Here is a 26,895-nt window from a genome sequence, read left to right as displayed (position 1 = left end):
GGTCACTCCTCGGAGGGCTCCCGGTCGCCCGCGCGTCCGGGTTCCGGGCCGCTGCGGGCGGCGACGACGCTGCCGATGAACAGGTCGTAGACCACGGCACCGACCACCGCGCCGATGAGCGGGCCGACGATCGGGATCCAGAAGTACCAGCTGAACCACTCGTAGCTGCCGGGCAGCGCGATGTCGCCCCAGCCGGTGAGGAACGTCCACAACCGGGGACCGAAGTCGCGCGCCGGGTTGATGGCGTAACCGGCGTTGGTGCCGAAGGACAGGCCGATGACGGTGACCACCATGCCGATCAGGAACGGTCCCATGTTGGCCGACGGCGCCGTGTTGCGCGTGTCGATGAGCGCGAAGATGAGCAGGACCAGCACCCCGGTGCCGACGACCTGGTCCAGCAACGGGCCCCACCACGACCCGCCGAAGTACTCGGCGGGGAAGGTCGCGAAGATGGCGAAGGTGTCCAGCGACTGGTCGCGGGCCAGCCCGGACTTGGCGTTGAAGGCGTCGATCGCCCACCGGTAGGTGGCGAACACCAGCGCCGCGGCGACGAACGCGCCGACCAGTTGTGCGACCACGTACGGCACGACCTTCAGCCACGGGAAGGCGCGCCGCACCGCGAACGCGAGGGTCACGGCGGGGTTGATGTGCGCGCCGCTGACGCCCCCGGCCACGTAGACGCCGAACACCACGGCGAAACCCCAGCCGAAGGAGATGATCAGCCAGTTGCCGGGTCCGAACGCGTCCTCCTGGCGGCCGGAGCCGGGCAGCCCGGCGACCGCGACCGCCACCGAGGCGCAGCCCAGCAGGACCAGCACGAACGTGCCCAGGAACTCGGCGAGCAGCTCACCGCCGAGCCCTTCCCGGTAGCCGTGACGGCGTTGTCCTTGCTCAGCCATGGTTGCTCCAGGAAACGAGTCGGTGTTCACCTGCCGAGCGTCCGTTGGACCCGAGCGGAATCCCCCATCGCTCCACGGAGTGTATGTCCGTCCGGAGCAGACCGCCGGACGGTCGCGGTGGGCAGCGGCAGGGGAACGCTCGGGCACGACGTCCACCCGAGCGGCCGTTCCAGACAGGACTGTCCACCCGGTGCAGGTCAGCCGCGTCCACTGCGGAGAGAGGATCACCCCGTCGGAACACAGAACTCCGGTGCCCGCCGGGAGGGCGAGCACCGGAGTTCCGAGTGGACGAACGGAGGGGCGAAGGCCCCGCACCGGTCAGAGCCGTGGGATCTGCATGGTCGGTGCCTCGTCGGTGTCGATCGGCTCGGTCGCGCCCTCGTGCTTCCGGTCCGGGCGCAGCTTCTGGACCTGCCGCGTCACCTGGTTCCGCAGCAGCGCCCCCAGCACCGCCGACACGAGCACGCCGAACAGCAGACCGACGAGCACGTCGTGCGGGTAGTGGGCACCGACGAACACCCGTGAGAAGGCCGCGCACGCCGCGACGACCATGGCCGGGACACCGGCCGACCGCCACACGGCGAGCACGCCGAACGCGGTGGCGCCGGCGATCACCGAGTGGTTGCTGGGGAAGGACCAGTCTCCCGGTGGCGGGCAGGTCACGATGGTCGCCACGTGCATGGCGCGGCACGGACGCCCCTCCTCCACCAGCACCTTGATCCCCTCGCTCAGCGCGTAGGCGACCCCCACACCCACCACGCCGAGCAGCGCGACCGCCGTGCTCCGCGCCGACGTCCGCCACGCCCGCCAGCAGGCGAGCAGCAAGACACCGAAGAGCAGCACCAGCGCTGCCTCGGTGAAGAACGCGCCGAAGGACTGCACCCACCCGGGCGCGCCGGCGGCGAAGTCCACGACCGCGCGGTAGAGGTCCGCGCTGAAGTCGGGCACACCACCGACGGCGTCCTCCGCCGTCCGCTCGGCTTGCACCACTGCTGCCGCTCGGTTGTCCACCACGTGTTGACCTGCCATCCCTTCGAAGACCGGTGAACCCCTCGCAGGAGGGGTGACGACGACGTCACCTGCGGCGGGGCGCTGCGGAGCACGTCCGCGGGGGCCTGCGTTCCTGTCGCTCCACCGGGTGACATGGTCACGAAGGATATCCAGGCGGTAGCGGGGTGGGTCGACGCGCGCGGGCCACCCCGCCGGAGACGAACTCCGACACCGCGTGCACCGCGTGCTGCCGCAGCAGCATCACCGCGACCGGGTCCGCGGACGTCTCGACGACCTGCACCCCACCCGGCACGGGCGTCACCTCCAGGTGCAGGTCGCGGTGGTGTGCGAACAGGGCCGCGAACAGCGGGTCGGCCTGCCGGATCGGCGCCCCGCGCACCAGGCGCTGCCGCATCCGCTCCGCGTGCAGGCGGAGGCGCTCGGCGAGGTCCGCGGCCGGGCTCGTCGTGGTCGCGCGGACCCCGGTGGAGCGGTGCGCGACCTCGCGCCGGATCTCCCGGTGCCGGACCAGCAGGTCCGCGATCAGCTGTGCGTCGCGCCACAGCTCCGGGTCGGCCGCGTCGTCCGGGGTGAGCATCCAGTCGGGCAGCGGGGCGTGCCGCGGCTGCTGGTCGCACGCGGTGAGCAGCGCGGCGGCGACGGCCAGGAACTCCCGCCGCGAACACGGGTGGGACATGGACGGCCCCGATCGGAGGTGCTGGCACCAGGGTGCGCCGGGCGCGCGGCGGGCGCAGCGGTCAGCGCGGCAGCAGGCGCGGGACGACGCGCACGCACACCACCATGCCGATGACCTCGACCAGGGTCTGGGTGACCACCGCGACCGCCGCGACGGCCAGGTGGTCCGGCAGGGCGAGCGCCAGCGGCAGCACCACCAGCGAGTTGCGCGTCGCCCCGGTGAACACCACGGCCCGGGTGTCCGGGACGTCCAGTCGGAGCGTCCGCGCCACGAGCGCCCCGGCGAACGGCATCACCACGAGGAACGCGACGTAGTGCGGCACCACCCGCGCCACGTCGCCGACCCGGCCGTCGAGCGCCGGGACCTGGGAGGCGACCACGGTCAGCAGCGTTGCCGCCATGAGCGGCACCATCGCGGTGCCCGCGGTGTCCGCGACCCGCTGCCCGGCCGGTCGGCGCGCGGCCCAGGCCTGCGTGCTCCACGCCAGCGCGAGCGGGACGACGATCAGTCCCAGGAAGGCTTCGACGAACGGCCCGACCTCCACCACGTCCGCCAAGCCCGGCCCCAGGAACGCCACCAGGAACACCGGGAGCAGCAGCATCTGCAGGAGCAGCAGCAGGGGAGTGGCGGCCAGCAGGCGCTGGCTGCTGCCGCCGGCCAGCCTGGAGAAGACGATCACGTAGTCCACGCAGGGCGTGAGCAGCACCAGCAGCACGCCCAGCCGCAGGGCCGGGTCGGCGGGCAGGGAGGGCACCAGCGCCGCCACGACCAGCGGTCCCACGACGAAGTCCACCACCAGCACCGCTGCGAGGAACCGCCCGGCGCGCAGCGACCGCGCCAGGTCGGCGCACGGCACCTGCAGGAACGTCACGTACAGCAGCGCACCCAGCACCGGGTTGATCAGCGGGCCGAGTCCGCTGCCCGCCGACGGCGCCGCCCAGCCCAGCAGGGCCCCGAGCACCATCGCCGCGAGGTAGACGCCCACCTGGTGCCGCTCCAGCGCGGCGACGACTCCCCGCTGCTGCATCCCGCTCCGCTCCTCGTCCCGGCCGACCCCCGGATCGTGCCCGACGCGGGCGTGCGGGAGGGGAGGGGGCTCGGTGCCGTCGGTCGTCGACCGGCGGGGAGCCCCCGCGTGCAGCGTCGCCGGACCGCACGCGGGGCACTCGCCTCAGCCGCGCGCGGCGGGTTGGGCGGCGCCGACCAGTTCCACCAGCTTCGCGTTGAACGCGGGCAGGTCGTGCGGGTTCCGGCTGGTCACCAGTTTCTGGTCGACGACGACCTCCTCGTCGACCACCTCGCCACCGGCGTTGCGGACGTCCGTGCGGATGCTGGGGTACGAGGTCAGGCGGCGACCGCGCACCACGTCGGCCTCCACCAGCGTCCACGGTCCGTGGCAGATCGCGCCGACCGGTTTGCCGGAGCCGACGAAGTCCCGGACGAAGGACACCGCGTCGGCGTCGGCGCGCAAGTTGTCCGGGTTGATCGTGCCGCCCGGGAGGACCAGCGCGTCGTAGTCGTCCACCGAGGCACTGGACACCTCGCGGTCCACGGCGAACGTGTCGCCCTTCTCGATGTCGTGGTTCATGGCCTGGATCTCACCGCCGTGCGTGGAGAGCAGCTCGACCGTGGCCCCGGCCTCGTCCAGCGCCTTCCGCGGCTCGACCAGCTCGACCTGCTCGACCCCGTCGGCGGCGAGGACCGCCACCCGGCGTCCGCTCAGTTCTCCGGCCATCGTCGAATCACCCCTTCCGCTGGTAGCACCGACGAGCGGCCGGTGCGGTTCCCAGCGTCCCCGTCCCGCTCCGCACTGCCAAGTCGGGCGCGCGGGGTCTGACCGGCCCGGTGCCGTGCGCGCCACACAGCGCGGTGAGCTGCGCGGAGTGGGAGAGCCCCGCCCGCGTCCGAGTGGGCAGCGTGCCGGACCGGCGGGTCCGCCGCGCGCGGAACGAGGGGTGTGCGGTCCCGGGTGGGGTGGGCGGCCCCGACCGCCGCCCACCCGTTCCCCGGATGACGGATGGAACCCCCGACGCTCCACCCGACCCGCACGCGCGCTGTCTTCGCAGGTCAGCGGCGTGCTGTTACGAGCGTGCGGGTTGGGCTGCCGTTGTGCAAGGGGTCGACGGGCGTTTTCGGGCGTAGCGAACACCACAGTCCTCGTTGCGGAGTGTCCCCTTGCGATCACGCCCGGCATCCGTGCGGCGGCGTGCGGCACCGCCGACGCGAGCGCGGACGCCGCCGCACCTCACCTGGCCGTGGCCGGGCCCTCCTCACCGCTGCGCGTCGAGCACCCGGCGCAGTGCCGCCGCGAAGTCCCGCGGGTGCTGGGTCGCGCCGGCGTGACCACCGGGGAACTCCGCGAACCTCGCGCCGGTGCGCTGGGCGAGGTGCTCGGCGGGACGGCGCAGCAGCTGCCCCGCCGAGTCGCGGCCCGCAGCGAGGACCAGCCGGTCCGACCGGGCCCGCAGGGTGTCCAGGTCGGGCAGGTGGGCGGTGAACTGGGTGAGGACGTGCTCCAGGAAGACCGGCAGGTTCGCCGCCGTCCGGTCCTCGGCCCTCGGCGGTGCGGCACGCGGTGGCGGTGGGGAGTCGTCACCACCGGCGGTCCCAGCCGCCATGACGTGCAGGGCCGCGGCGACGCCGTCCCGCCGGTGGGCCTCGCGCACCTCGTGGAAGAACGCCCGGTGCTCGGCCGCGTCGGGCAGCGGTTCCACTGTGGGCGGTTCGGGGGCGGCACCAGCCGCGGTGGGTCCGGGAAGCGGGCGAGCAGGTCCAGGGCGACGATCGCCCCGGAGCTGGTGCCCAGCACGAAGGTGGGCTCGCCGGGGCGGGCGACGTGGTCCAGGCCCGCCGGGCGTCGGCGCTGTGCTCCTCGACCCGCTGGTGCTGCGGGGCGGACCCCGCGCGGCTGCGGGAGAAGCAGCGGGGGTCGTAGCTGACGACCGTGTGCGCACCGGCGAGTTCGGCCGCCAACGCGTCGAAGGTCCCGGCGTCCCCCGAGCAGCCGGGGATCAGCAGCAACACCGGTCCCGCGCCGCGGGTCTCGTGGTGCAGGGTCGCGCCCGGCACCTCGACGGTGCCGGTCCTGATGTCGTCCACGTGCGTCCGTTCTCGGCCCGCGGGCCGGTGTTCCAGGGCTGTGGTGGGGGGGCCGCCGGCGCTCGTGCAGCGCGGCACCGTCGTGAGTCCGAAGTGGACGTCGACGGGTGCCGACCCGCGCGCCGCCGCCCCCAGTGGGTCGAGTCCCGGCCGGGGGCCAGCCGGGCGGACCGCACGGGCGCGACCGGATTCCCGGGACTGCCCGGAGTCAGGGGAGCAAGCCCTGGCGGCGGGCGGCCACCACCGCTTCGTGGCGGTTGTGCACGTCCAGCTTGTGCATCGCGCTGCGCAGGTAGGCCTTGACGGTCTCCGGGCGCAGCGACAGGCGGTTGCCGGCCTCGGCGTTGGTGCAGCCCAAGGCCACCTGCGAGAGCACGTCGAGCTCGCGCGGGGTCAGGTTCGCCCGCGGCGTCGCCTCCGGTGCCGAGGTGAGCCCGGCCAGCCGGTCGCAGGCGTGGTGCAGGCGGTCCCGGAGGGCGGGGTCGGCCAGACCCTGCGCGATGGCGCGGAACTCGGCGTGCAGTTCCCGCACTTCCTCCAGCGCCACCTGCTCCCGGGGTCCGGCGGTCTCCGCCGCGCGCAGCAGACGCAGGCGCCGGTCGACCTCGTCGCGCACCGCGAGCTCGCCGGCGAGTCGCCGCGTCGCGTCGACCACGAGCTCCATCGCCCGGTCGCCGAGCCGCGCCACGCCGCGCACCGCGCCGTAGAGCACCCCGCGGACCGAACCGTCCACCAGCACCGGCGCGGCGATGATCGAGCTGAGCCCCTCGGCGAGCACCGGGCCGTCGTAGTCGTGGCTGATCGTCGGCGCGGTGGCGTAGTCGCTGACCGCGGCCGGGCGGCGGTGGGTGAGCACCTGGCCGCCGAGACCAGCCGCGGCCCGCACCCGCAAGCCCTTCAGCCTGTTGGTGCGCACCCCGGCGTGCTCCGACAGGCGCAGCACGCCGTCGGCTGCTTGTCCGCCGAACGCCACGGGCATGTCGGCTGCCTGCCGCACCGCCCGGACGGCCTGGCGGAAGGCGTCGCCGTCGTCCGGGCGTAGGAGCGCGTCACCACCGGTTCGCACATCCACCCCTTTCCGGGGGTAGCCGGGACTGTTGTGTGGCGCGGAGCATAGCGCCCGGCAGCGCCGAGGCAAAGGAGCCGGGGAGGGCCGACCGTGAGCACAGAGCTGAGCACACCCACCGCGCCAGGAGCGGCCCGCGTGGCCGAGCTGCTCGCGCGGTTCGACGACCCGGACGCCTGTGCCGCCGACCTGCTCTGCGACCGCCACCCCGCCGACGCGGTCGCCTTCACCGTCGTCGAACCCGATCTGTCCAGTCAGGACATCACCTACGGCAGGCTGCGTCGCGACTCGGCGCGGTTCGCCGCCGCGCTGGCCGACCTGGGCGTAGCCCCCGGTGACGCGGTCGGTGTGCTCATGGGCAAGTCGGCCGACCTCGTGGTGGCGCTGCTGGGCATCTGGCGGCGCGGCGCGGTGCACGTGCCGCTGTTCACCGCCTTCGCGCCCCCGGCCATCGCCCTGCGGCTGCGCGCCAGCGGCGCGAAGGTCGTGGTGGTCGACGCCGACCAGCGCGCGAAGCTGGCGCCCGGCGAGGACATCCCGGCCGACCCGCCGTGGCAGACCGTCGTCGCGGGCGATCCCGCCGACGAGCGGTCGCTGGCCGCGCTGCTCGACCGCTACACCGGGGACGAGCCGGGCGGGCGCGCGGTGGCGGTGGGCGGGGACGGCCTGCTGGTGCAGCTGTTCACCTCCGGCACCACCGGAGCCCCGAAGGGCGTCCCGGTGCCGCTCCGCGCCCTGGCGTCCTTCCAGGCCTACCTGGAGTTCGGGCTGGACGTCCGCGCGGACGACGTGTTCTGGAACGCCGCCGACCCCGGCTGGGCCTACGGCCTGTACTACGCGATCCTCGGACCGCTGGCGGCGGGACGGCGCAGCATCCTGCTGCACGCCGGGTTCTCCGCCGAGCTGACCTGGCGGGTGGTGCGCGAGTTCGGGGTCACCAACTTCGCCGCCGCGCCGACCGTCTACCGCAGCCTGCTCACCAGCTCCCGGGACGGCGCGGTCCGGCTCCGCCGCGCGTCCTCGGCCGGTGAACCGCTGACCCCGGACGTGGTGTCCTGGTCCGAGCGCGAACTGGGCGTGGCCGTCCGCGACCACTACGGACAGACCGAGCACGGCATGGTGGTCGTCAACGGGTGGGCCGACGAGGTCCGCACCGACCTCAAGCCGGGGTCGATGGGCACGGTGCTGCCGGGCTGGTCCGCTGAGGTGCTCGCCGACGACCGCGACGAACCGGCCCCGGTCGGCGCTCCCGGACGGATCGCGATCGAGGTGGCGGGCAGCCCGCTGATGTGGTTCACCGGCTACACCGACGCGCCGGAGAAGACCGCGGAGCGGTTCACCGCCGACGGCCGCTGGTACCTCACCGGCGACGCCGGGTCGCGCGACGCGGACGGGGCGTTCTTCTTCTCCTCCCGCGACGACGACGTGATCATCATGGCTGGCTACCGGATCGGGCCGTTCGACGTGGAGAGCGTGCTGGTCGAGCACGAGGCGGTGGCCGAGGCGGCGGTGATCGGCGTTCCCGACGAGCTGCGCGGTGAGGTCGTGGAGGCGTTCGTCGTGCTGCGCCCGGGACGCTCCGGCGACGACGGCCTGGTGACCGAGCTCCAGCAGCTGGTCAAGCGCCGGTTCGCCGCGCACGCCCACCCGCGGGCGGTGCACTTCGTCGACCAGCTGCCCAAGACGCCCAGCGGCAAGGTCCAGCGCTTCGTGCTCCGGCAGCAGCGCCGGGGGTGATCACCAGCCGGGCTCGCCGGTGACCTCGGTGCAGGTGAGCCCGTCGGAGCCGGGCGTGCCGGTCAGCCGCACAGCGGCGTGCTGGTCGACGTCGGCGCAGCGCACCGGTCGGCCGTCGACCAGCAGCGGGGCGCGCTCCGGGCTCGCCGCGGCGTAGGCCAGCACCCGCTGCGGTTCGCTGCCGTCCGCCAGCTGGATCCGCTCGGCGCCGTGCAGCTGCACCAGCCGGTAGCGCACGCCGCGCCCTTCGCACCGGTCGAGCACCCGGCGCTGCTCCGGGGTGGCGAACCACACCGCGTGGTCCTCCACCACACCGGGTGCGGCGGCCAGCACCGCCGGGCGCTGCCCGTCGCGGGCCCGCAGCCCGGCGGACCAGACCGCGGCGAGGCCGGTGCAGCGCGCGCTGATCACCACCGCGGGCCCGGTGAGCCCCAGCTCCTCGCGCAGCCACGTGATCTTGGCGGGGCAGGCGTTCGACCCGTAGGCCAGCACGGGTTGCCGGTCGCACAGCGGTGCCGCGCCGTGGTCGGCGAGCCAGCTGTCCAGGCAGTCGCCGTCGACGCGCCAGCCCGACGGCGCGGTGGGGTCCGGGAGCACGGCCCGGCCGACGCCGTCGAGGTGGACGAACGAGACGCCGGGGCGCGCGCCGGGGTAGGGGTCAGCGGGGAAGTCGGCGTCGGAGAACGGGGAACGGACGGTCGTGGTCAGGTCGGGGCTGGACATCGCCGCCCAGGATCGCGTACGCGACCGGAGCGACGCTGTGATCGCGGCCACGGTTCGCGTGCCGAGAACCCGATCACGGGGCGGCGTGGGTCACCACCCGCGCCGCTCCATGCTCACGCCGGTGACCTCCTCGTCCTCCCAGGACGGTTCCGCGGGCCGAGCCGGTTCGGGTTCGGGCTCCTCCTCGACGCTGTTGAGGAACTCCACCATCGCGGCGGCCACGTCGGGCCCGCACCCGGCCTGGATCGCCACCACGCCTTGCTGGAGGGAGTCCCGGCCCGCCTCGCCGGCGAGGCGGGTGATCTCCGCTGCGAGCCGGTCCGGGCCGAGCGCGAGCGCCTGGTCGTCGATGTGCAGGTCCACCAGCATCCCCTGCACGTCCACCTCGACGGCGACGCCCTGGCCACGGGCGGTGCCGCGGATCGCGTCCAGCCCTCCCGCGAGGTCGGTGGGCGGTGTGATCGACTCGGCGATCTCGATGAGCTCGTCGATGGTCCGCGGGTCGTCGTGCATCACGGCCTCCCCGACTCACTGGCTCCGGAGGCCAGTCCCAGCGCGGCCACGTCGGCCTCGGACAGCCCCTCCGCCTGCTCCCGGATGGCGGCTTCGGCGTCCCGGTTGGCGCGCTGGGTGGCTTCCCGCACCAGCGCCAGGACCGTCCGCGCCAGCGCCGCGCCACCGCGCTCGAGCGCCACGGGTTCCAGCTGCACCGACCTGAGCGCGCCGCCCGGTGCGACGGAGACCGACACACCGTCCCGCTGCGCACGTCCGATGATCATCACTTCGGGTGCACCCCTCCGTAGAACTTGCCGGCGTCCTTGGGCAGCGTGTAGGTGCGCCGCGCGACCTCGTCACCCGAGTTGCCCTCGATCGTGGTGATCTTGTTGCCCTCGACCTTCTCGATGATGCCGATGTGCGTGCTCGCGCCCTGGCTGGGACCGCTGCCGAACAGCAGCGCGTCGCCCGGGCGGGCCTTCTGGGCCAGGTCGTCGGCGCTGTAGGCGGTGCCGTGCTCCTGGCCCCACTTGTAGACGTCGCCGGTGAACCCGTACTTCGGGATGTCCACGCCCGCTTCCCGCCACATCGAGGTGGCGAAGTAGGAGCACCACGGCTGCCCGGTCGGTCCCCACTTGTTCCGGTTGTTGGGGCCCTCGTGGTAGCCGAGGTGCTTGCGGGCGTTGTCCAGGATGTCCTCGACCTTGCCGGAGTCCTTGCCCTTGCCGGGCTTGTCGTCCTTGCCGGGGCCGCCGCCCTGGCCCTTGCCGGAGTCCTCCCCCTTCGGGTCGCCCACGCCGTCGGAGTCGAGCTCCTTGAGCAGCGAGCGGAGCTTCTTCGCCGCCTCGGTCATCTCGTCGCGGGCGTCCTTCAGTTCCCCGCCGGACTGCTTGATGTAGCCGCCGGCCAGGTCGGCGACCTGGGCCACGGCCTTCATCAACCCGGCGGGAGCGGCGATCCCGGCGGCCGCCAGGCCGGCCTGCACGAGCTGGCCGGCCTTGGTGATGAAGTCCTCGACGAGCTGGCCGACGTTGCTGTGCCTGCCCTCGAGCGCCTTGGTGACCTCGCCGACGATCTTGGCGGCTTCGGCGCTGGCCCCGGCGGTGACGTCGAGGTCGTCGTCGAACTTCTTCGAGCGCTTCTCCAGGCCCGCGGTCGCCTCGCTCTTCCAGCTCTTGAGCAGGTCGCCGGTGGCCTGCTTGTGCGCCTCCCGCTGGTCCTGGATGGCGCCGGCCGCCGATTCGAGGGCGGCCTGGGCGCGCTGCACCTCACCGGCCTTGCCCTCGAGCTTGCTCTGGTGGGTCAACAGCTCGTTGGCGAACCGGGTCGCGACTCCCAGTGGATCCACCTGAGTTCCCCCTGATCACTTCATGAGGCGCTTGAGCTCGGCGGCTGAGCGCTGGTCGATCTCTTCGTAGTCCTTGGCCGCGTCCGTGGCGCCCGCAGCGAGCTTGCGTGCGTTGGAGCCGGTCGTGCGGACCTGCTTCTCCAGGCTCTTGCTGAAGTCCCCCAGCGCGTCGGAGAACCCGGTCTCCTCGCCGACCTTGCCGAAGCTGTCCTTGGCGATGCCGGTGACCGAGTGCACGGTGCGCTTGCCGATCGAGTCGAGCTCCTCGGCGATGCCTTCCGCGTCCTTGGCGTACTTGCGCAGAGCCTCCGGGTTGGCGGTGAAGCCGCCCCCCTTGGAGCCGTCGCCGTTGCCCCCGCCGTGGTTGCCGCCGCCGGAGCCCTGGTTGCGGGAGACCTTCTTGGCCGCCTTCTCCGCCTCGTCGAGGTGCTTCTTGTAGGCGCCGTTGGTGTAGGTCGACCACGGCTCGAAGTTCTTGCCCCCGCCGGCGATCTCGTAGGCGGCCTTGGCGTTCTCCTCCGGGTCGAACAGGTCCTTGTTCGAGTCCAGGCCGAACTCCTTGCGGCGGGCCGGCCCCATGTCGCCGAGCATGTTGATCTGCCACAGGCCGTACGAGTCGTCCGGCGGGGTGTCGTTGTGCGCCCGGGTGTTGCCACCGGACTCGGCCATGGCGATGGCCACGGCGGTGGTCAGGTCCTTGCCCCGGAAACCGGCCTCGTAGGCGTGCTGCGCGATCTGTTCTGCGGTCAGCTGGCTCACGAGAGGAGTATGGCGGGAAAGTCCCTGGCAGGAACGGGATTTCGGCAAGATTGGGCTCTTCGGGCGGGATTCACCCGTTGGCCGGGTGCGCGGTGCTGCGCCGGGTGCACCCCGTTGGGCCGCTCGCGCTCCCCGCGGACGCCGTTCGGCCGCGTGCGCCGGTCACTCCTGGTGCATGTCCCGCGTCAGCAGCGCCACGTGCAGGGACACCAGTGATTCCGGGTTGTCGAGGGGGACTCCGAGCAGTTGCTCGATGCGGGCCAGCTGCCCGTAGTACGCCGTGCGGGACAGGTGCGCCGACGCGGCGGCGGCGGACTTGTTGCCACCGTGCCGGCACAGCGCGCGCAGCGCGTCGAGCAGCCGCTGGTCGTCCAGGATCGGCCCGAGCTCGCGTTCGGCGAACGCGGTCAGCCGCTCGTCACCGCGCAGCAGGTGCAGCAGGCCGCGCAGCCGCACGTCGTCGAGCCGGTGGAACGCGCGGGTGCCGTCGTCGACGTGCAGGGCCGCTTCGGCGACCTGCGCGGCTTCGGTGAGCGTCCGGCGCGCCCCGGCGATCGAGGCCACCTCGGTGCCCACCGCGATCACCAGCGGGAGCGCGGCGGAGCGGCGGACGTCCGCGGCGAGCCGGTGCAGCGCGGCGTCCGCGTCCACGTCGGACAGCACCACCACGGCGTGCACGGTGACGTCGTCGACCACCCCGACCAGCACCGGCAGCCGCGCCCGGCGCGCGGCCAGCGCGGTCGCCTCGGCCAGGTCTCGCAGCGCCTGCTGGGTCTCCAGCGCGGGCGCCGGGGTGGTGGTCGTGTGCGGCCGCACCGCGATGCCCACCAGCGGGCCGTCCAGCGGCACCCCGACCCCGGCGGCGCGGGCGGCCAGGTCGGCGGTGTCGGCGCCGCCGGAGAGGAGTTCGGTGATCAGCGTGCGGTGGGTCTGCCGCTCCAGGCTCTCGCGGTCCCGCGTCACCAGCCGGTTCACCGCCAGCGCCGAGGCCGCCCGCTCGGCGACCACCACGTGCCGGTGCGCGGGTTCCGGGCCGAGCACCACCAGCCGGCCCCAGTCGTCGCCGCGCGCCCCGACCACGGTGGTCAGCCAGCCCCGCTCCGGGTCGTAGCAGGTCCGCCCGGACTGCACCACGGCGCGGGACCGCTCCGACCAGTCCGACAGCAGCGCGACCGGGTCCTGGCCCGCCGCGTCGTAGGCCAGCACCTGGTGCGCCATCGTCTCCAGCACCACTGGGCGCTCGAGCAGGCGCGAGGCTTCGCGCAGCACCGACGCCGGTTCGGCACCCGAGGTGGTCAGCGCGGTGAAGGTCTCGTGGATCGCGTGCGTGGCGCGCAGCTCGGCCAGCTGGGCGTCCCGGATGCGCGCCACCACGGCCTCGGTGACGCTGACGAACTTGGTCTCCTCGGACAGCGTCACCAGCGGCAGGTCGTGCCGGTGGGCGGCGTCCACCAGCGCGTCCGGCACCCGGTCGCGCCAGCGGCGCACCAGCTCCACCACCAGCCCGCACGCCCCGGCGGCGGCGAGCCCGTCGACGTAGCGGGCCAGCTCGGCGGGCTCCTCGGGCAGCGCGATGCCGGTGGTCAGCACCAGCTCGCCGCCGCTGAGCAGCGGGGCGATGTCGGCGATCTCGGCGACGTGCACCCACCGCACCCGGCCGTCGAGCCCCGACGCCCCGGCGACCACCCGGGGCTTGCCGCGGCGCAGCACAGGCAGGTCGAGCACCTCGGACACGGTCGGCAGCGCCAGCACGTCCGGCGTCGTCGGATCCATCGCACCTCCTCGGTGCACACACCGTACGGATGACGCGGGCAGGTGTGCACAGGGTGTCGGTAGGTCATCGGGCGCTCCGCGGGCGAGACTGGCCGCATCGTCACGACGGAACGGGGAGCTATGTCGGAAACCTTGCTGGCCCGCCACCGCGCGGCCCTGCCCAGCTGGCTGGCGCTCTACTACGACGAGCCCATCGAGATCGTCAGCGGTCGGGGACGGCACGTCACCGACGCCGACGGCAACGAGTACCTGGACTTCTTCGCCGGGGTGCTGACCAACGCCATCGGCTACGACATCCCGGAGATCAGCGACGCGATCCGCCGGCAGGTCGACACCGGCGTGCTGCACACCTCGACGCTGTACCTGATCCGCAAGCAGGTGGAGCTGGCCGAGCGGATCGGCGAGCTGTCCGGGATGCAGAACCCCAAGGTGTTCTTCACCAACTCCGGCACCGAGGCCAACGAGACCGCGCTCATGCTGGCCACCCAGTACCGGCGCAGCCACCAGGTGCTCGCGCTGCGCAACTCCTACCACGGCCGTGGTTTCGGGGCGCTCGGCGTCACCGGCAACCGCGGCTGGTCGGCCAGCGCGCTCTCGCCGTTCCAGGTCAGCTACGTGCAGGGCAGCTACCGGTACCGCAGCCCGTTCCGGGACCTCTCCGACGCCGACTACATCGCGGCCTGCGTCGACGACCTGCGCGAGGTGATCGAGACCACCACCTCCGGGGACGTGGCTTGCCTGATCGCCGAGCCGATCCAGGGCGTCGGCGGCTTCGCCACCCCGCCCGACGGGCTGCTCGGCGCGTTCGCCGAGGTGCTCGAGGAGCACGGCATCCTGCTGATCTCCGACGAGGTGCAGACCGGCTGGGGCCGCACCGGCGAGCACTTCTGGGGCATCCAGGCGCACGGCGTGACCCCGGCGGCGATGACCTTCGCCAAGGGGCTGGGCAACGGCCTGGCCATCGGCGGCGTGGTGGCCGAGGCCGAGCTGATGGACTGCCTGACCGCCAACTCCATCTCCACCTTCGGCGGCAACCCGGTCGCCACCGGCGGTGCGCTGGCGGCGCTGGAGTACCTGCTGGACCACGACCTGCAGGGCAACGCGGCCAAGCTCGGCGGGCGCCTGCTGGAGGGGCTGCGCACCCACGCCGAGCGCTGCGCCCTGATCGGTGACGTGCGCGGCAAGGGCCTGATGATCGGGGTCGAGCTGGTCGAGCCCGGCACCCGCACGCCCGCCGCGGCCGCGGCCGGGCGGGTGATGGAACTGGCCAAGCAGCGCGGGCTGCTGGTCGGCAAGGGCGGGTTGTACGGCAACGTGCTGCGCTTGGCGCCGCCCATGACGCTGACCGAGGACGAGGCCGAGCAGGCGCTGCACGTCCTCATCGAGACCACCACGCAGGCCGAGCAGGAGCTCCACCGATGACAGAACTGGTCAAGCACTGGATCGCGGGCAGGTTCGACGACACGACCCCGCAGCGCACCGGTGAGGTCTTCGACCCGGCGACCGGGGAGGTGACCAAGCGGGTCGCCTTCGCGACCGAGTCCGATGTGGACGTCGCGGTCGGGAAGGCGGCTGAGGCGCTGGGGACCTGGCGGCGGACCTCCCTGGCGAAGCGGACGAACGTGCTGTTCGCCTTCCGGGAGCTGCTCAACCAGCGCAAGTCCGAGCTCGCCGAGATCATCACCGCCGAGCACGGCAAGGTGCTCTCCGACGCCGCGGGCGAGGTGCAGCGCGGCCTGGAGAACGTGGAGTACGCCTGCGGCATCCCCAACCTGCTCCGCGGCGCGTTCTCGGAGAACGCCTCGACCAGCGTCGACGTGCACTCGGTGCGCCAGCCGGTCGGTGTCGTCGGGGTGATCTCGCCGTTCAACTTCCCGGCCATGGTGCCGCTGTGGTTCGTGCCCAACGCGATCGCCTGCGGCAACACCGTGGTGCTCAAGCCCAGCGAGAAGGACCCGTCGGCGGCGGTCTTCCTCGCCCAGCTGTGGCAGGAGGCGGGGCTGCCGGACGGCGTGCTCAACGTCGTGCACGGCGACAAGGTCGCCGTCGACGCCCTGCTGGCCCACCCGACGGTCAAGGCGGTGTCGTTCGTCGGCTCCACGCCCGTGGCGCGCTACGTGTACGAGACCGGCACCTCGCACGGCAAGCGGGTGCAGGCGCTGGGTGGCGCCAAGAACCACATGGTGGTGCTGCCCGACGCCGACCTGGACCTGGCCGCCGACGCGGCGGTCTCGGCCGGGTTCGGCTCGGCGGGGGAGCGGTGCATGGCGATCTCCGCGGTCGTCGCGGTCGACCCGGTCGGTGACGAGCTGGTCGCCAAGATCGCCGACCGGATGTCCTCGCTCACCGTCGGCGACGGGCGTCGCGGCTGCGACATGGGGCCGCTGGTCACCGCCGCCCACCGGGACCGCGTGACTTCCTACGTCGAGGCGGGCGTGGCCGCCGGGGCGAAGCTCGTGGTGGACGGCCGCGGTGTGCAGGTCGACGGCGGGGCCGACGGGTTCTGGCTCGGGCCGACGCTGTTCGACCACGTCACCACCGACATGTCGATCTACACCGACGAGATCTTCGGTCCGGTGCTCTCGGTGCTGCGGGTGCCCAGCTACGACGCGGCGATGGAGGTGCTCGACGGCAACCCGTACGGCAACGGCACCGCGGTCTTCACCGAGAGCGGCGGCGCGGCCCGGCAGTTCTGCGAGGAGGTCGAGGTCGGCATGGTCGGGGTGAACGTCCCGATCCCGGTGCCGGTGTCGTACTACTCCTTCGGCGGCTGGAAGGACTCGCTGTTCGGCGACGCGCACGCCTACGGGCCGGACGGCGTCCAGTTCTACACCCGCACCAAGGTGGTCACGACGCGCTGGCCGGATCCCTCGCACGGCGGCGTGGACCTCGGGTTCCCGCAGAGCAGCTGACACCTCGACGCGTGCGGGGAGCCCTCCCGGACGAGCTCCCCGCACGCGCGTCGGCCGGCCCCGTTGCCCCGGTCCGGTGCAGTTCGCGCGGGTGCTGGCGCCCCGTTCCCTCCTGCGGCAGGCTGGCCCGCACGCCGGTCCGAGCGCGCTGCCGAGGAGGAGGGCCCGTGAACGAGACGCTCAGCACCGCTGACGGCCGCCAGGTCCTGCGCCTGGAGCGGGAGCTCGCGCACCCGCCGGAGGAGGTGTGGCGGTCGATCACCGAGCCCGCGCGGTTGAGCGAGTGGTACCCGTTCCCCGTCACCGGGATCGACCTGCGCGCCGGCGGGGAGATCGGCTTCGACGACGGCGAGGGCACCCGGAGCTCCGGCACCGTCACCGAGCTGGAGCCGCACCGGGTGTTCGCCTTCACCGAGGAAGGTGACCTGCTGCGCATCGAGCTGCGCCCCGGCGGGCAGGGCACCCTGCTGGTCTTCACGCACACCTTCGACGACCGCTCCGCGGCGGCCGCGACGGCCACCGGCTGGACCTGCTGCCTGGACGCGCTGGAGGACGTGACGGCGGGGCGCCCGGCACGCGCCGCCGAGTCCGTGGTCGAACGGCACGAGCGGTTCGTCCGCGAGTTCGGCCTCGACGAGCCGACCGTGGAGTCCACATCGGACGGGTGGCGGCCGCGGTTCCACCGCCCGCTGATCCAGCGACCGGTCGACGCGGTCTGGTCGGTGCTGACCGAGGGGAGCGGCGTCGAGGTCGGCGGTGCGGTGCCGTCCGCGTGCACCACCGAGCAGGTCCCGGCGGGCGCGGTCGTGGACGTGCAGCCACCGCGGCGGCTCGAGTACGAGTGGACCTCCGACGGGGCCAGCGTGGGCCGGGTGCGCTGGGAGCTCGCCGACGGGCGCGGCGGCGCCCGGATCGTGCTCACCCACTCCGGCCCGGACGAGCTGGCCGAGCAGCGCGACGTGGCGCTGCGGGCCTGGCGGCACACGTCGCGGCGCTGGCCGACCGCGTCTACGCCGCCACCAGCTGACCCGCTCCGGGGTGGTCCACCCCGTGGCCGACCGGCCGATACGATGGCGAGGTACGTGCCCGGTGCGAGCTTGTGGAGGCGGACGTGACCGCTGGGTCCGGGCCGGGCGGCACCTGCCGGGGTTGCAAGGGCCGCGGGCAGGTCAAGGTGCCGCGCGGGTTCTTCTCGGCGGACACCGGTGAGGCCTACACCATCATGGGCTGGACGCGTTGCCGGCACTGCCGGGCGGCGCCGGGCCGACAGGACCACCCCTGGGCGCCGCCGGGGCGAGGATCGAGCGAGGCATGACCGACCAGGGACAGCCACCGGTGCCTTCCGCCGGGCCGAACGCGATGTGCTTCACCTGCGGGGGCTTCAAGAAGGTCAGCGACCCCCGGCTGTACGTGATCAGGGCGACCGAGGACCTGACGACCGGCATGACGCTGGCCGAGTGGCGCGGCTGCCCGCAGTGCGGGGGCGAGGGGATCCTGGCGGGCACCCGGCCGCCGGTGTGATCGCAGTCCTGCGTGGACCGACGCCCGGGTGATCCGGCCGACGAATGATCCGGACCGCGGGACTCCAGACCCGGCGATCTCCTACCCTCACCCGCATGTCCGCGCTCAAGCCCCAATCCGTCCTCGACGGCCACAGCACGAACCGGACACCGGTGCCGCTCATCATCGGGCTGGTGGTCTCCGGTGTCTGCCTGCTGCTGGCGCTCGCCTTCTACCTGTTGACCGGCGGCCCGGTCAACGTCGTGGTCGGCACGCTGCTGGCGCTGCCCACCGCGATCGTGCTGGTCGGCCTGATCCTGCTGGTCGACAGGCTCGAGCCCGAACCCCGGGTCAACCTGGTGCTGGCCTTCGGCTGGGGAGCGGGCGTGGCCATCCTCGGCGCCCTCATCGTCAACTCGGTCACCGGAGCGCTGCTGGCCCCCGCGGTGGGACCCGCGGCCGCTGACGGGATCACCGCCTCGGTGGTGGCGCCGGTGGTCGAGGAGAGCTTCAAGGGCGCGCTGCTGCTGTACCTGCTGCTGGTGCGGCGCCACGAGATCGACGGGCCCACCGACGGCATCGTCTACGCCAGCATGTGCGGGCTCGGCTTCGCGATGGTGGAGAACGTCCTCTACTACATGCGGGGCATCGACGACGGCTCGCTGGCGTTCATGGTGGTGCTGCGCGGGGTGATCTCGCCGCTGGGGCACCCGCTCTACACCTCGATGATCGGTCTCGGCGTCGCCTACGCCGCCACGCACCGCGGACCGGCGCGCGTGGTCGCGGTGATCGGCGGTTGGGTCGGCGGGGTCATGCTGCACGCGCTGTGGAACGGCAGCCTGACGGTGCTCGGCTTCGCGGGCATGCTGCTGGCCTACGCCATCGACTTCGTGGTGCTGGTCGTCCTGGTCGTGGTGCTGGTCAAGGACCGCAAGCGGCTGGTGCGGCTGATCGGCAAGTACCTGCCGGCCTACGTCCCGAGTGGACTCGTGCAGCCCAACGACGTGCAGATGCTCGGCAGCATGTCCGGTCGCAAGCAGGCGCGGCGCTGGGCCCGCTCGCAGGCGGGCACCACGGGGGCGCAGGCGATGGGTGACTACCAGCTGGCCGCCACCGAGCTGGCGCTGCTGCACGCGCACGCCGAGAAGGCGACGATCCCGCCGGACAAGTTCTTCGCGCGGCGGGAGGCCATCGTGTCGTTGATGCGGATGGCGCGCGACGCGTTCTTCCAGCGGATGCCGCAGACCCCGCCGCCACCGCCGTGGGCGCCGCGCCAGGAGCAGTCCGGCTTCTTCCAGCTGCCGGCGCAACTGTCCCAGCTGCCGACCTACCAGGTGCGCCAGCCGATGCCGCCGACCGGGCAACGGCCTCCACAGCCCGGCCGGCCGCCACAGGGACAACCGCCGCATGGCCAGCCGCCGCAGGGTCAGCCGCCGCGTCCGCCCGCGCCGCCGTCTGCGGCGCCCCGCCCACCGCAGCCCCCGGGGCCGCCCAGCGGTCCGTGGCCGCCGCGGTGAGCGGTCAGGTGGTGCGCAGCTGCGGCCAGAGCTCGAGCCACGGTCGCTCGGGGTCCTGGTAGAGCGTGATCGGGGTGCCGCGCACCACGTTCTCCAGCTCCGACTCGACGGTCCCGAGCCGCTGCGACCGCCTGAAGAGACCGGACAGCGACCGCCCGCCGACGTAGAGCACGACGTCGGCGTCGGCGGGCGGGGCACCGAAGAACCAGTAGCCCCGGTGCGGGCTGTAGACCCGCGGCAGACCCGCCTGGCGGCCGCGCACGTCGAGCGCCGCCGCCAGGTAGTAGGTCTCGGCGACGACCACCGCCCGGCGGCGCTGCTCCGGTGGCAGCGAGCGGTGGGCGCGGGCCACCGCGTCGGTCAGCTCCGGCCAACCGGTCTCGTACAGCCGCGGGTAGTGCGGGAACTCGGGGTGGCGGGCCAGCAGGTCCAGCGGGTAGATCGGCAGCATCGCCAGCGGCAGCACCGCGGAGAGGGCGCAGACCGGCCACAGGACCGCGCGACCGGGGTGCTTCGCCCCGGCCGTCGCCGCGGCGAACAGCACGCCGAACAGACCGGCCAGGTAGTTCGGCCGCCCACCGGTGATCAGGAAGAACCCCAGCACCGCCACCACCGTCCAGCCCAGGAACCGGTACGGCCGCAACGCGGGGGAGCGCAGCAGCCGGACCAGCCCGCAGCAGCAGAGCACCGCACCGAGCACGACGCCCGCGTAGAACAGCGCGGTGGGCACCAGCAGGAGCCGGTCGTTCTCGCGGTCGACCGCGGCGCCCATCTCCAGCACCGGCCAGCCGTGGGCGGCTTGCCACCACAGCGCGGGCACCGCGGCCACCGCGGGGATCGCCGCCGCCACCCACAGCGCCGGGCGGGCCAGCAGAGCGCGCGGACCGGCGATGGCCACGCCCAGCAGCAGTGCCGCGCACAGCACCACGACCTGGAACTTGGTCTGGATCGCGACGGCGGCGACCACCCCGGCGCCGAGGAGCAGCCGGTCGCGGTGCACGCCGTGGCCGAGCGAGCGGACCCACCGCACCACCAGCCACAGCACCGCCGTCCACAGCAGCGGTTCCACCGTGGACGCGGTGAGCCAGTGGCCGTTGACCAGCAGCCACGGTGAGAGCGCGTACGCCGTCGCGGCCAGCACCTGGGACGTGCGACCGCCGCCGAGCTCGCGCGCGAGCAGCGCGGTGAGCACCACGCCGAGCGCGGTGACCAGCGCGGCGGGGAAGCGGAACGCCACCAGCGATCCGGGGAACGCGGTGTCCAGGGCCGCGGCCAGCAGCGGCACCAGCGGTTGCTGGTCCACGTAGCCCCAGTCCAGGTGGTACTCGCCGGCGGCCAGGAAGTAGAGCTCGTCGGTGACGAGGTCGTAGCGCGGTGCCAGCAGCACCAGCAGCAGGGCCACCAGCGAAGCCAGCACCAGGACGGGAGTCCGCGCCAGCGGTGGCAGCGGGCGGGGGAGGCGGTCGGTGGTGGCGTCGTCGGCGCCGGTGGTCCTGGGCATCGGCTCCCCTCCTGCGTCGCTCGCCGGGGCAGCCTACTGGCCGGAGGGCGGTGTCACGGACGACCGACGGCCGCCCGCGGCGGCGATCCGGACCACGCCGGTCGTCAGACAGCGGCCTTGTGGCGCCGGTAGTAGCGGGCCACGCGCACCCGGTTGCCGCAGATGGCGGCCGAGCACCAGCGGCGCCGGGGGTTCCTCGCGACGAACAGCATCACGCAGTTCGGCTCCTCGCACTCGCGGAGCAGCTCGATGATCGGGTCGGTGAGCAGCTCGGCGGCGGCCTCGGCCAGTTCGGCGGCGACGCGCAGCCCCAGCTTGCCGGGCCGGTCGACGGCGCTGACCACCGAGCCGTTGCGCCAGCTCAGCCTCCGGATGCCTGGAGCGGCCCGCTGCGCCTCGTTGAGCCCGCGCAGCGCGTCGGCCGGCGGGCGCTTGCCGCGCCGCACCGCGGACAGCGTGCGCGCGACGTGCTCGCGCACCGCGTGCACGGCGGCCAGGTCTTCCTCGTCGGGCGATGCCTGGTGAGGAGTGGGCATCCGGTCGGCTTGGCGCGTCAACCACTCCTGGAGCTTCTCGGGCGTGCCCATCATGTCGATCTGGTCGCCCGAGATGACCGCCCTGGTGTTGACCAGGTCCACGGCCAGCGGCTCGCCGATGAGCGGCAAGCGAGGTCTCATGCCGCCGATGATAGTGGACTTCTTGACGCGCACAGGCGGAACTGATCTAATGGCCGCAGTGTGCGATCACCCATTAGACGCACCCCTGGGGAAACGAGGGTGAGGCGGCCGCGGTCGAGGACGGCGATCGCGGCCCTCCCGTACGGTCTCGCGCACGGGAAGCTGATGGTGCTGCCGAGGCACGTCCGGAGGTGGCGGCTCCTCGGGTGGAGGGCCGACCTTCCCGTCCAGTTCGGACTGGATGTCTGATCGGGCCGGTCGGCGGCCCCGCGCGGTCGTGCGTCTCGGACGGCAGCCGCACGGTGTGGCGGCACTGGGGCGCCCGTCGGAGGCGCGCAGGCGTCCGCTCAGAGGTGGGGAACGCCGGGTTCGGCGTCCACTGTGGATTGGAAGGTCCGGCCCGGTGCGAGTCGGGGTTCAACACCGGGCCGGAGGCTCGTGGGCCGACCGCGTCAGGACGCGGTCGGGCGGTTCCGCAGGACGTCGTTGCACGGCATGCACGTCGGCGCCGTACGCCAGTCCATCTCGCTGGGCACGGCCATCGCCACCTGGGCACCGCACACGGCGACGCCCGTCGGCTGGCCCTCCCAGCGGCGGCCGGGGAAGGCGTGCCGCTCGAAGACGCCCGTGTCCGGGTCCGGCGCGGGCAACCAGTAGTGCCGCTCGGCCTGCTGCAGCCCGATCACGCCGCTGCTCCCCGGGTGAGCGGGGCCGGGCGAGAGGCGGGCGGGAGGGGGATCGTGCCCATCGGGAACCGGCTGATGTTCACGTGCTCGCCCGCCTCTCAGTCTCCTGACACCCCCGGACGACGATCAGTATGGGAAGGCCCCGGGACGCATTTCAAGCAATTCGTGCAATCTCGCCGTGATTCCCACCGAACGGCCGAGTGGATCACGGCAGTCGCGCGTCACCCGGTTCGGCTGTCCGAGTTGCGGCGCGCTCCGACCCTTGACCGAATGCACGTATTGCACGGACGATGCAGGAATCTTCCGAACTAGGAGGAACAGGGTGAAGCTGACCTTCCGGGGAACGACGTCCCACGCCGGTACCTGCCCCACGCTGTACAGCACAGACCAGGGCACCTACGTCGTCCAGGGCTACAAGGTCACCGATCCGGAAGCGTTGGCCGCGTTGCGCGAACGGGGCCTGCCCGATCACGAGACGGCGGTGGAGGTACCGGCGGCCTTGCTCGACGTCTTCGTGCCGAAGGCGGCACCGTGAGTTCCTCCTGGGTCTTACCGGGCGCGCAGTTCGACGAACTGCTGCGCTCGTTCCGGCGTCGGGCGTGGCGGTGGGAGTGCCAGGGCACCTACCGCCAACCGGCCGAGGCCGAACCCTGGCGGCGCTGGCGGGCCGGGGAACCGGACGACCTGGCGTGGTTGCGCCCCTGGCTGGACCAAGTGGCGGCGGCGACCCGGGAGGGCCGGTCCATCGCCCGGGTGCGGGTCTTCCGGGAACCACCCACCGAGTACCAGCGCTGGCAGCTGGAGGTCGGGGAGGCCAACGTCGCCGCAGGCGAGGACGTCCGGGTGCTCCCCGAGTCCCGGGCGCGCTCCCTGGGCCTGCCCACGCACGACTTCTGGATCTTCGACGAGGCGCGGGTCGCGCTGATGCACTTCGAGGACCAGCAGTTCGCCGGCAGCGAGATCATCGCCAGTCCTGAGGAGGTGAACCGCTACCTCAGATGGTGGGGCACCGCGTGCGAGCACGCGGTGCCGTTGCTCGCTTACCGGCACGAGGTGATCGGGAGGCGCCGGTGAGTGACTTCGACACCCGCCGCTTGGCGTTCGGCGACGCCTTGCGGCGATTGCGCGTGGAAGCGGGGCTGTCCGGCAAGCAGTTCGCGCAGCGGGCCGGCTGGACCCCGTCGAAGGTCTCGCGGATCGAGACGGCCAACCAATCGGTCTCCGACGCCGACGTGGTGGTCTACTGCCGGGTGGTCGGTGCGGACGAGGCGGTCGAGGCCGAGCTGCGGCAGGAGCTGCGCGAGATCCGCCTCGAAGCGGCGAGCTGGAAGCGCCAGCTGCGCTCCGGGAACCGGGCCCGGCAGGAGTACGGCAGGCAGCTCGAGCAGGACGCGGAGCGCATCCGGCTGTTCGAGATCGCGATGGTGCCCGGCCTGGTGCAGACCGCCGAGTACGCGCGGCACGTGTTCGAGGCCGTGGCGGTGCTGCACCAGAACCAGCGGGACGTCGCGGAGTCGGTCGAGCGCCGGATGGCCCGCCAGGAGGTGCTCTACCGCCCGGGGACCGAGGTGGAGGTCATCTGCGCGGAAGCGGGGCTGCGGCACCCGATCGCCCCACCGGAGGTGATGGTGGGGCAGCTCGACCGGTTGCTGGCGCTGGCGGGCATGTCGACGCTGCGCCTGGCGGTGCTGCCGATGGACGTGCGGTTGCGCGTGGTGCCGCAGCACGGGTTCGTCATCATCGACGACCTGGTCCTGGTGGAGACGGTGAACACCGAGATGACCGTCACCGACCCCGAGGACCTGGACCGCTTCCACCGGCTCTTCGACGTGCTGCTGGCGGCCTCGGTCGAAGGAGCGGAGGCCCGCGCCGTGCTGCACGGCCTCATCGAGCGGTACACCGCGCTCGCCGAGGAGCCCTGACCCGGCCCGGTCCTGCGCGTCCGCGACCGCGGCGAGGCCGTCAGCTGCGGCGCTGGGCGCTGATCCAGAGCACCGGGCCGCTCTGGTGGGTGTGCACGGCCCGCATCCCGTTGTCGTCGAGCAGCTCGGCGACCCGGTCGGGGTCGAAGAACCGCAACCCGAGGCGGCCACCGGTCATCCGCGACGCCGCGTGCAGCAGACCGCCGTGCGGGGTCGGGGTCATCACCGCCAGCCAGCCGCCGGGGGCGAGGGCGCGGCACGCCGCCGCCAGCACGTGCTCCGGGCCCGGGACCAGCTGCAGCGCGGCCATGCTGGTGATGAGGTCGAAGGTCCCGTCCGGGAACGGCAGGTCGCGTGCGTCGGCGCGGACGAACCCGACGTTGTCCCGGGTCTCGGTGCGGGCCGCGCGGGCCAGCATGGGGCGGGAGACGTCCAGGCCGATCGCCAGCCCGTCCGGGCCGACCTGGCGGCCCAGCGCGGCGGTGACGTTGCCCGGGCCGCAGCCGATGTCGAGCACCCGGCCCCCGGCGGGCGGGCGGGTGCGGGCCGGCAGCTGGAACCAGCCGGGGAGCGCCCGGCGCCCGAGCTGCTGCAGGCGGTCGTAGAAGGCGGAGCCGAAGCCGGTCTCCCAGAACCACTGGATCGGCCCGGGCGCCGGTCCCTCCTGGCCCCCGAGCAGGTCCAGGTAGCCGCGGCCGAGGTCGGGGTGCTCCGGCGCGGACGTCAGCAGCGGCAGCACCTTCGTGAACACCGGGGGAGTCGATCGGTCGGTCATGCACCCACCCTAGGCAGCACGAGATCGCTCGACCAGGGTCCGCTCGTCCCGCTCCAGCCCGGGGAGTTCGGGCGGACGGCGCGGTCTGGTCCTCAGTGGACACACGTCGTCACCGCGGCGACCCGGGTCAACCGGCCAGCCGGAACCCCCGGTAGCCGTTCGCGGCCACGTCGTCGCAGATGTCCCGGTAGACGTCGACGCCGCCGACGTAGGGCATGAAGACCCGCGGTTTGCCGGGCACGTTCGCGCCCATGTACCACGACGCGGCACGCGGGTAGAGCGTCTCGGCGGCCACCTCGTCGACGTGCGCCGACCACTGGCGCTGCGCCTCCGGGTCCGCCTCGCTGCGCCGGACCCCGTTGTCCCGCAGGTGCTCGAGGTGCTCGGCGATCCACTCCACGTGCTGCTCGATGGACACGATCATGTTGCTGAGCACCGACGGGCTGCCCGGCCCGGTGATGGTGAACATGTTCGGGAAGCCCGCGCAGGCCAGGCCGAGGTAGGTGCGCGGCCCGGCGTCCCACTCGTCGGCCAGCCGCCGCCCGCCGGAGCCGCGGATGTCGATGCGGGTCAGCGGCCCGGTCATCGCGTCGAAGCCGGTGGCGAACACGATCACGTCGAGCTCGTGCTCCCGGTCACCGGCCCGCAACCCGGTCGGCGTGATGGCCGAGATGGGGTTCCGGCGGACGTCGACCAGCGACACGTTCGGCCGGTTGTAGGTGGCGAAGTAGCCGGTGTCCACGCAGATCCGCTTGGTGCCGATCGGGAAGTCCCGGGGGCACAGCAGCTCGGCGGTGTCCGGGTCGTGCACGATGGAGCGGATCTTGTCGCGGACGAACTCCGCGAACAGCTCGTTGGCGGCCGGGTCGACCAGCGTGTCCTGGTAGGCCGCGCAGAACGTGAGGCCGCCGAGGCGCCACCGCCGCTCCAGCTCGGCCTGTAGCTCCTCGCGCGGCACGTCCACCGCGTTGACCTCGTGCCGCTCGCAGAGGATCCCGGCCTGCGTCCGGAGCGCCTCGGCGCGCAGCTGGGCGTAGCGGGCCTTGACCTGCCGCTGCTCCTCGTCGGTGAGCGGGCGGTTGTGCGCGGGAACGCTGTACTGCGCGGTGCGCTGGAAGACGGTGAGGTGCGCGGCCTGCTCGGCGATGACCGGGATGGCCTGGATGCCCGACGAGCCGGTCCCGATGACGCCGACCCGCTTGCCGGTGAGGTCCACGCCCTCGTGCGGCCAGTCGGCGGTGTGGTAGGCCTCGCCGCGGAAGTCGTCGATGCCGGGGAAGTCGGGCGTCTGAGCGGCCGACAGGCAACCGACGGCGGTGATGAGGAACCGCGTGGTCAGCTCCTCGTCGTCGGTGCGCACCACCCACTGGTCGCGCGCCTCGTCGTAGGCGGCGGAACGGACCTCGGTGCGGAACGTGATGTCGCGCCGCAGGTCGAAGCGGTCGGCGACGTGGCGGGCGTAGCGCAGGATCTCCGGCTGCGCCGGGTACCGCTCGGTCCACTGCCACTCCTGCTGCAGCTCCTCGGAGAACGAGTAGCAGTAGAAGAGGCTCTCGACGTCGCAGCGCGCGCCCGGGTAGCGGTTCCAGTACCAGGTGCCGCCCACGTCGCCGCCGCGTTCGTAGACGTGCACCCGGAAACCCCTGTCGCGCAACGTCTTCAGCATGTACATGCCGGCGAAACCGGCTCCGATGATGAGGGCGTCGAGTTGCGGGCGGTCCTCGTCCATCCGGTCGCACTCCTCTGCTTCGGCGGGTGCGTCGTCGTCCTCGGCCCTGAACGATCGCTCAGCCGAGCATGACCCCGCGGCGCCCGGACG

27 protein-coding genes are annotated in these 26,895 nt (G+C 73.2%); 9 read left to right on the top strand and 18 right to left on the bottom strand.

Annotation, left to right across the window (positions count from 1 at the left end):
* Window positions 1-2: 2 nt before the first annotated feature.
* The 7 genes from HNR68_RS17120 to HNR68_RS17090 form a co-directional block, all read right to left on the bottom strand.
* Window positions 3-899 carry an MIP/aquaporin family protein gene (locus HNR68_RS17120; protein WP_179722367.1) on the bottom strand — a complete coding sequence of 299 codons (897 nt, stop codon included), beginning with the start codon at window positions 897-899 and terminating at the stop codon, window positions 3-5.
* A 318-nt stretch (window positions 900-1,217) separates the two neighbouring features.
* Window positions 1,218-1,913 carry a phosphatase PAP2 family protein gene (locus tag HNR68_RS17115; protein WP_179722365.1) on the bottom strand — a complete coding sequence of 232 codons (696 nt, stop codon included), beginning with the start codon at window positions 1,911-1,913 and terminating at the stop codon, window positions 1,218-1,220.
* Window positions 1,914-2,046: 133 nt separating this feature from the next.
* A complete protein-coding gene (locus tag HNR68_RS17110) occupies window positions 2,047-2,586 on the bottom strand; it encodes a hypothetical protein (RefSeq protein ID WP_179722363.1) in 540 nt (179 codons plus the stop codon).
* A 61-nt stretch (window positions 2,587-2,647) separates the two neighbouring features.
* Entirely contained in the window at window positions 2,648-3,613 is a 966-nt protein-coding gene (locus HNR68_RS17105) for an arsenic resistance protein (RefSeq protein WP_179722361.1), read from the bottom strand.
* A 144-nt stretch (window positions 3,614-3,757) separates the two neighbouring features.
* On the bottom strand, window positions 3,758-4,321 hold the full coding sequence (locus HNR68_RS17100) for a type 1 glutamine amidotransferase domain-containing protein (protein ID WP_179722359.1): 564 nt from the start codon (window positions 4,319-4,321) through the stop codon (window positions 3,758-3,760).
* Between the two features lie 535 nt (window positions 4,322-4,856).
* Complete coding sequence (locus HNR68_RS26515) at window positions 4,857-5,300, bottom strand: hypothetical protein (protein WP_218888334.1); 444 nt, start codon at window positions 5,298-5,300, stop codon at window positions 4,857-4,859.
* Between the two features lie 593 nt (window positions 5,301-5,893).
* Window positions 5,894-6,751, bottom strand: a complete 858-nt coding sequence (locus tag HNR68_RS17090) for a helix-turn-helix transcriptional regulator (protein ID WP_343050197.1) — start codon at window positions 6,749-6,751, stop codon at window positions 5,894-5,896.
* A gap of 93 nt (window positions 6,752-6,844) precedes the next feature.
* On the opposite strand from HNR68_RS17090, the gene HNR68_RS17085 reads away from it, so the two are divergent.
* Window positions 6,845-8,488, top strand: coding sequence for an AMP-binding protein (locus HNR68_RS17085; RefSeq protein ID WP_343050196.1), 1,644 nt, complete (start codon window positions 6,845-6,847; stop codon window positions 8,486-8,488).
* Here HNR68_RS17085 and HNR68_RS17080 read toward each other — a convergent pair whose 3' ends face one another.
* The 6 genes from HNR68_RS17080 to HNR68_RS17055 all read right to left on the bottom strand — a co-directional run bounded on the left by HNR68_RS17080 (window position 8,489) and on the right by HNR68_RS17055 (window position 13,586).
* Window positions 8,489-9,211, bottom strand: coding sequence for a hypothetical protein (locus tag HNR68_RS17080; RefSeq protein ID WP_179722357.1), 723 nt, complete (start codon window positions 9,209-9,211; stop codon window positions 8,489-8,491). It abuts the gene before it with no gap.
* A 90-nt stretch (window positions 9,212-9,301) separates the two neighbouring features.
* Complete coding sequence (locus tag HNR68_RS17075; RefSeq protein ID WP_179722355.1) at window positions 9,302-9,724, bottom strand: hypothetical protein; 423 nt, start codon at window positions 9,722-9,724, stop codon at window positions 9,302-9,304.
* Entirely contained in the window at window positions 9,724-9,990 is a 267-nt protein-coding gene (locus HNR68_RS17070; protein WP_179722353.1) for a YbaB/EbfC family DNA-binding protein, read from the bottom strand. Before HNR68_RS17070 ends, HNR68_RS17075 begins: the two co-directional genes overlap by 1 nt.
* Entirely contained in the window at window positions 9,990-11,054 is a 1,065-nt protein-coding gene (locus HNR68_RS17065) for a CHAP domain-containing protein (protein WP_179722351.1), read from the bottom strand. The genes HNR68_RS17070 and HNR68_RS17065 overlap by 1 nt, the downstream gene beginning before the upstream one ends.
* Window positions 11,055-11,069: 15 nt before the next feature.
* Window positions 11,070-11,813: a transglycosylase SLT domain-containing protein gene (locus HNR68_RS17060; RefSeq protein ID WP_179722349.1), complete on the bottom strand. Its 744-nt coding sequence runs from the start codon at window positions 11,811-11,813 to the stop codon at window positions 11,070-11,072.
* A gap of 162 nt (window positions 11,814-11,975) precedes the next feature.
* The gene (locus tag HNR68_RS17055) at window positions 11,976-13,586 is read right to left on the bottom strand and encodes a PucR family transcriptional regulator (RefSeq protein ID WP_179722347.1); all 1,611 of its coding nucleotides are present in this window, start codon (window positions 13,584-13,586) and stop codon (window positions 11,976-11,978) included.
* Window positions 13,587-13,706: 120 nt separating this feature from the next.
* On the opposite strand from HNR68_RS17055, the gene HNR68_RS17050 reads away from it, so the two are divergent.
* From HNR68_RS17050 to HNR68_RS17030, 5 genes are all read left to right on the top strand, one after another.
* Window positions 13,707-15,008 (top strand): aspartate aminotransferase family protein, encoded by a 1,302-nt coding sequence (locus HNR68_RS17050; protein ID WP_179722345.1) that lies wholly within the window; start codon window positions 13,707-13,709, stop codon window positions 15,006-15,008.
* Entirely contained in the window at window positions 15,005-16,498 is a 1,494-nt protein-coding gene (locus HNR68_RS17045) for a CoA-acylating methylmalonate-semialdehyde dehydrogenase (RefSeq protein ID WP_179722343.1), read from the top strand. The genes HNR68_RS17050 and HNR68_RS17045 overlap by 4 nt, the downstream gene beginning before the upstream one ends.
* A 167-nt stretch (window positions 16,499-16,665) precedes the next feature.
* Window positions 16,666-17,613 (top strand): SRPBCC domain-containing protein, encoded by a 948-nt coding sequence (locus tag HNR68_RS17040; RefSeq protein WP_179722341.1) that lies wholly within the window; start codon window positions 16,666-16,668, stop codon window positions 17,611-17,613.
* 196 nt (window positions 17,614-17,809) lie between these two features.
* Window positions 17,810-18,019 carry a hypothetical protein gene (locus HNR68_RS17035; protein ID WP_179722339.1) on the top strand — a complete coding sequence of 70 codons (210 nt, stop codon included), beginning with the start codon at window positions 17,810-17,812 and terminating at the stop codon, window positions 18,017-18,019.
* Between the two features lie 95 nt (window positions 18,020-18,114).
* On the top strand, window positions 18,115-19,515 hold the full coding sequence (locus HNR68_RS17030) for a PrsW family intramembrane metalloprotease (protein ID WP_179722337.1): 1,401 nt from the start codon (window positions 18,115-18,117) through the stop codon (window positions 19,513-19,515).
* 4 nt (window positions 19,516-19,519) lie between these two features.
* On the opposite strand, the gene HNR68_RS17025 is transcribed toward HNR68_RS17030, so the two are convergent.
* The 3 genes from HNR68_RS17025 to HNR68_RS17015 all read right to left on the bottom strand — a co-directional run bounded on the left by HNR68_RS17025 (window position 19,520) and on the right by HNR68_RS17015 (window position 22,379).
* Window positions 19,520-21,016, bottom strand: coding sequence for an ArnT family glycosyltransferase (locus tag HNR68_RS17025; protein ID WP_179722335.1), 1,497 nt, complete (start codon window positions 21,014-21,016; stop codon window positions 19,520-19,522).
* A 104-nt stretch (window positions 21,017-21,120) separates the two neighbouring features.
* Window positions 21,121-21,693: a CGNR zinc finger domain-containing protein gene (locus HNR68_RS17020; protein ID WP_179722333.1), complete on the bottom strand. Its 573-nt coding sequence runs from the start codon at window positions 21,691-21,693 to the stop codon at window positions 21,121-21,123.
* Between the two features lie 452 nt (window positions 21,694-22,145).
* Window positions 22,146-22,379 carry a hypothetical protein gene (locus HNR68_RS17015; protein WP_343050195.1) on the bottom strand — a complete coding sequence of 78 codons (234 nt, stop codon included), beginning with the start codon at window positions 22,377-22,379 and terminating at the stop codon, window positions 22,146-22,148.
* Window positions 22,380-22,701: 322 nt separating this feature from the next.
* On the opposite strand from HNR68_RS17015, the gene HNR68_RS17010 reads away from it, so the two are divergent.
* From HNR68_RS17010 to HNR68_RS17000, 3 genes are read left to right on the top strand one after another with little or no spacing between them, the layout of a single operon-like run.
* Window positions 22,702-22,914, top strand: coding sequence for a hypothetical protein (locus HNR68_RS17010; protein WP_170301671.1), 213 nt, complete (start codon window positions 22,702-22,704; stop codon window positions 22,912-22,914).
* Window positions 22,911-23,453: a DUF6879 family protein gene (locus tag HNR68_RS17005; RefSeq protein WP_179722331.1), complete on the top strand. Its 543-nt coding sequence runs from the start codon at window positions 22,911-22,913 to the stop codon at window positions 23,451-23,453. Before HNR68_RS17010 ends, HNR68_RS17005 begins: the two co-directional genes overlap by 4 nt.
* Window positions 23,450-24,301, top strand: a complete 852-nt coding sequence (locus HNR68_RS17000; protein WP_179722329.1) for a Scr1 family TA system antitoxin-like transcriptional regulator — start codon at window positions 23,450-23,452, stop codon at window positions 24,299-24,301. Before HNR68_RS17005 ends, HNR68_RS17000 begins: the two co-directional genes overlap by 4 nt.
* Window positions 24,302-24,341: 40 nt before the next feature.
* Here the strand turns inward: HNR68_RS17000 and HNR68_RS16995 are convergent, their stop codons facing one another.
* Together HNR68_RS16995 and HNR68_RS16990 are read right to left on the bottom strand one after the other, a co-directional pair.
* Window positions 24,342-25,076 carry a class I SAM-dependent methyltransferase gene (locus HNR68_RS16995; protein ID WP_179722327.1) on the bottom strand — a complete coding sequence of 245 codons (735 nt, stop codon included), beginning with the start codon at window positions 25,074-25,076 and terminating at the stop codon, window positions 24,342-24,344.
* A gap of 127 nt (window positions 25,077-25,203) precedes the next feature.
* Window positions 25,204-26,805 (bottom strand): flavin-containing monooxygenase, encoded by a 1,602-nt coding sequence (locus tag HNR68_RS16990; RefSeq protein WP_179722325.1) that lies wholly within the window; start codon window positions 26,803-26,805, stop codon window positions 25,204-25,206.
* Window positions 26,806-26,895 lie beyond the last annotated feature (90 nt).

The organism is Saccharopolyspora hordei, from assembly GCF_013410345.1.
Taxonomy (GTDB): domain Bacteria; phylum Actinomycetota; class Actinomycetes; order Mycobacteriales; family Pseudonocardiaceae; genus Saccharopolyspora; species Saccharopolyspora hordei.
This window is presented reverse-complemented; position numbering and strand designations above follow the sequence as displayed.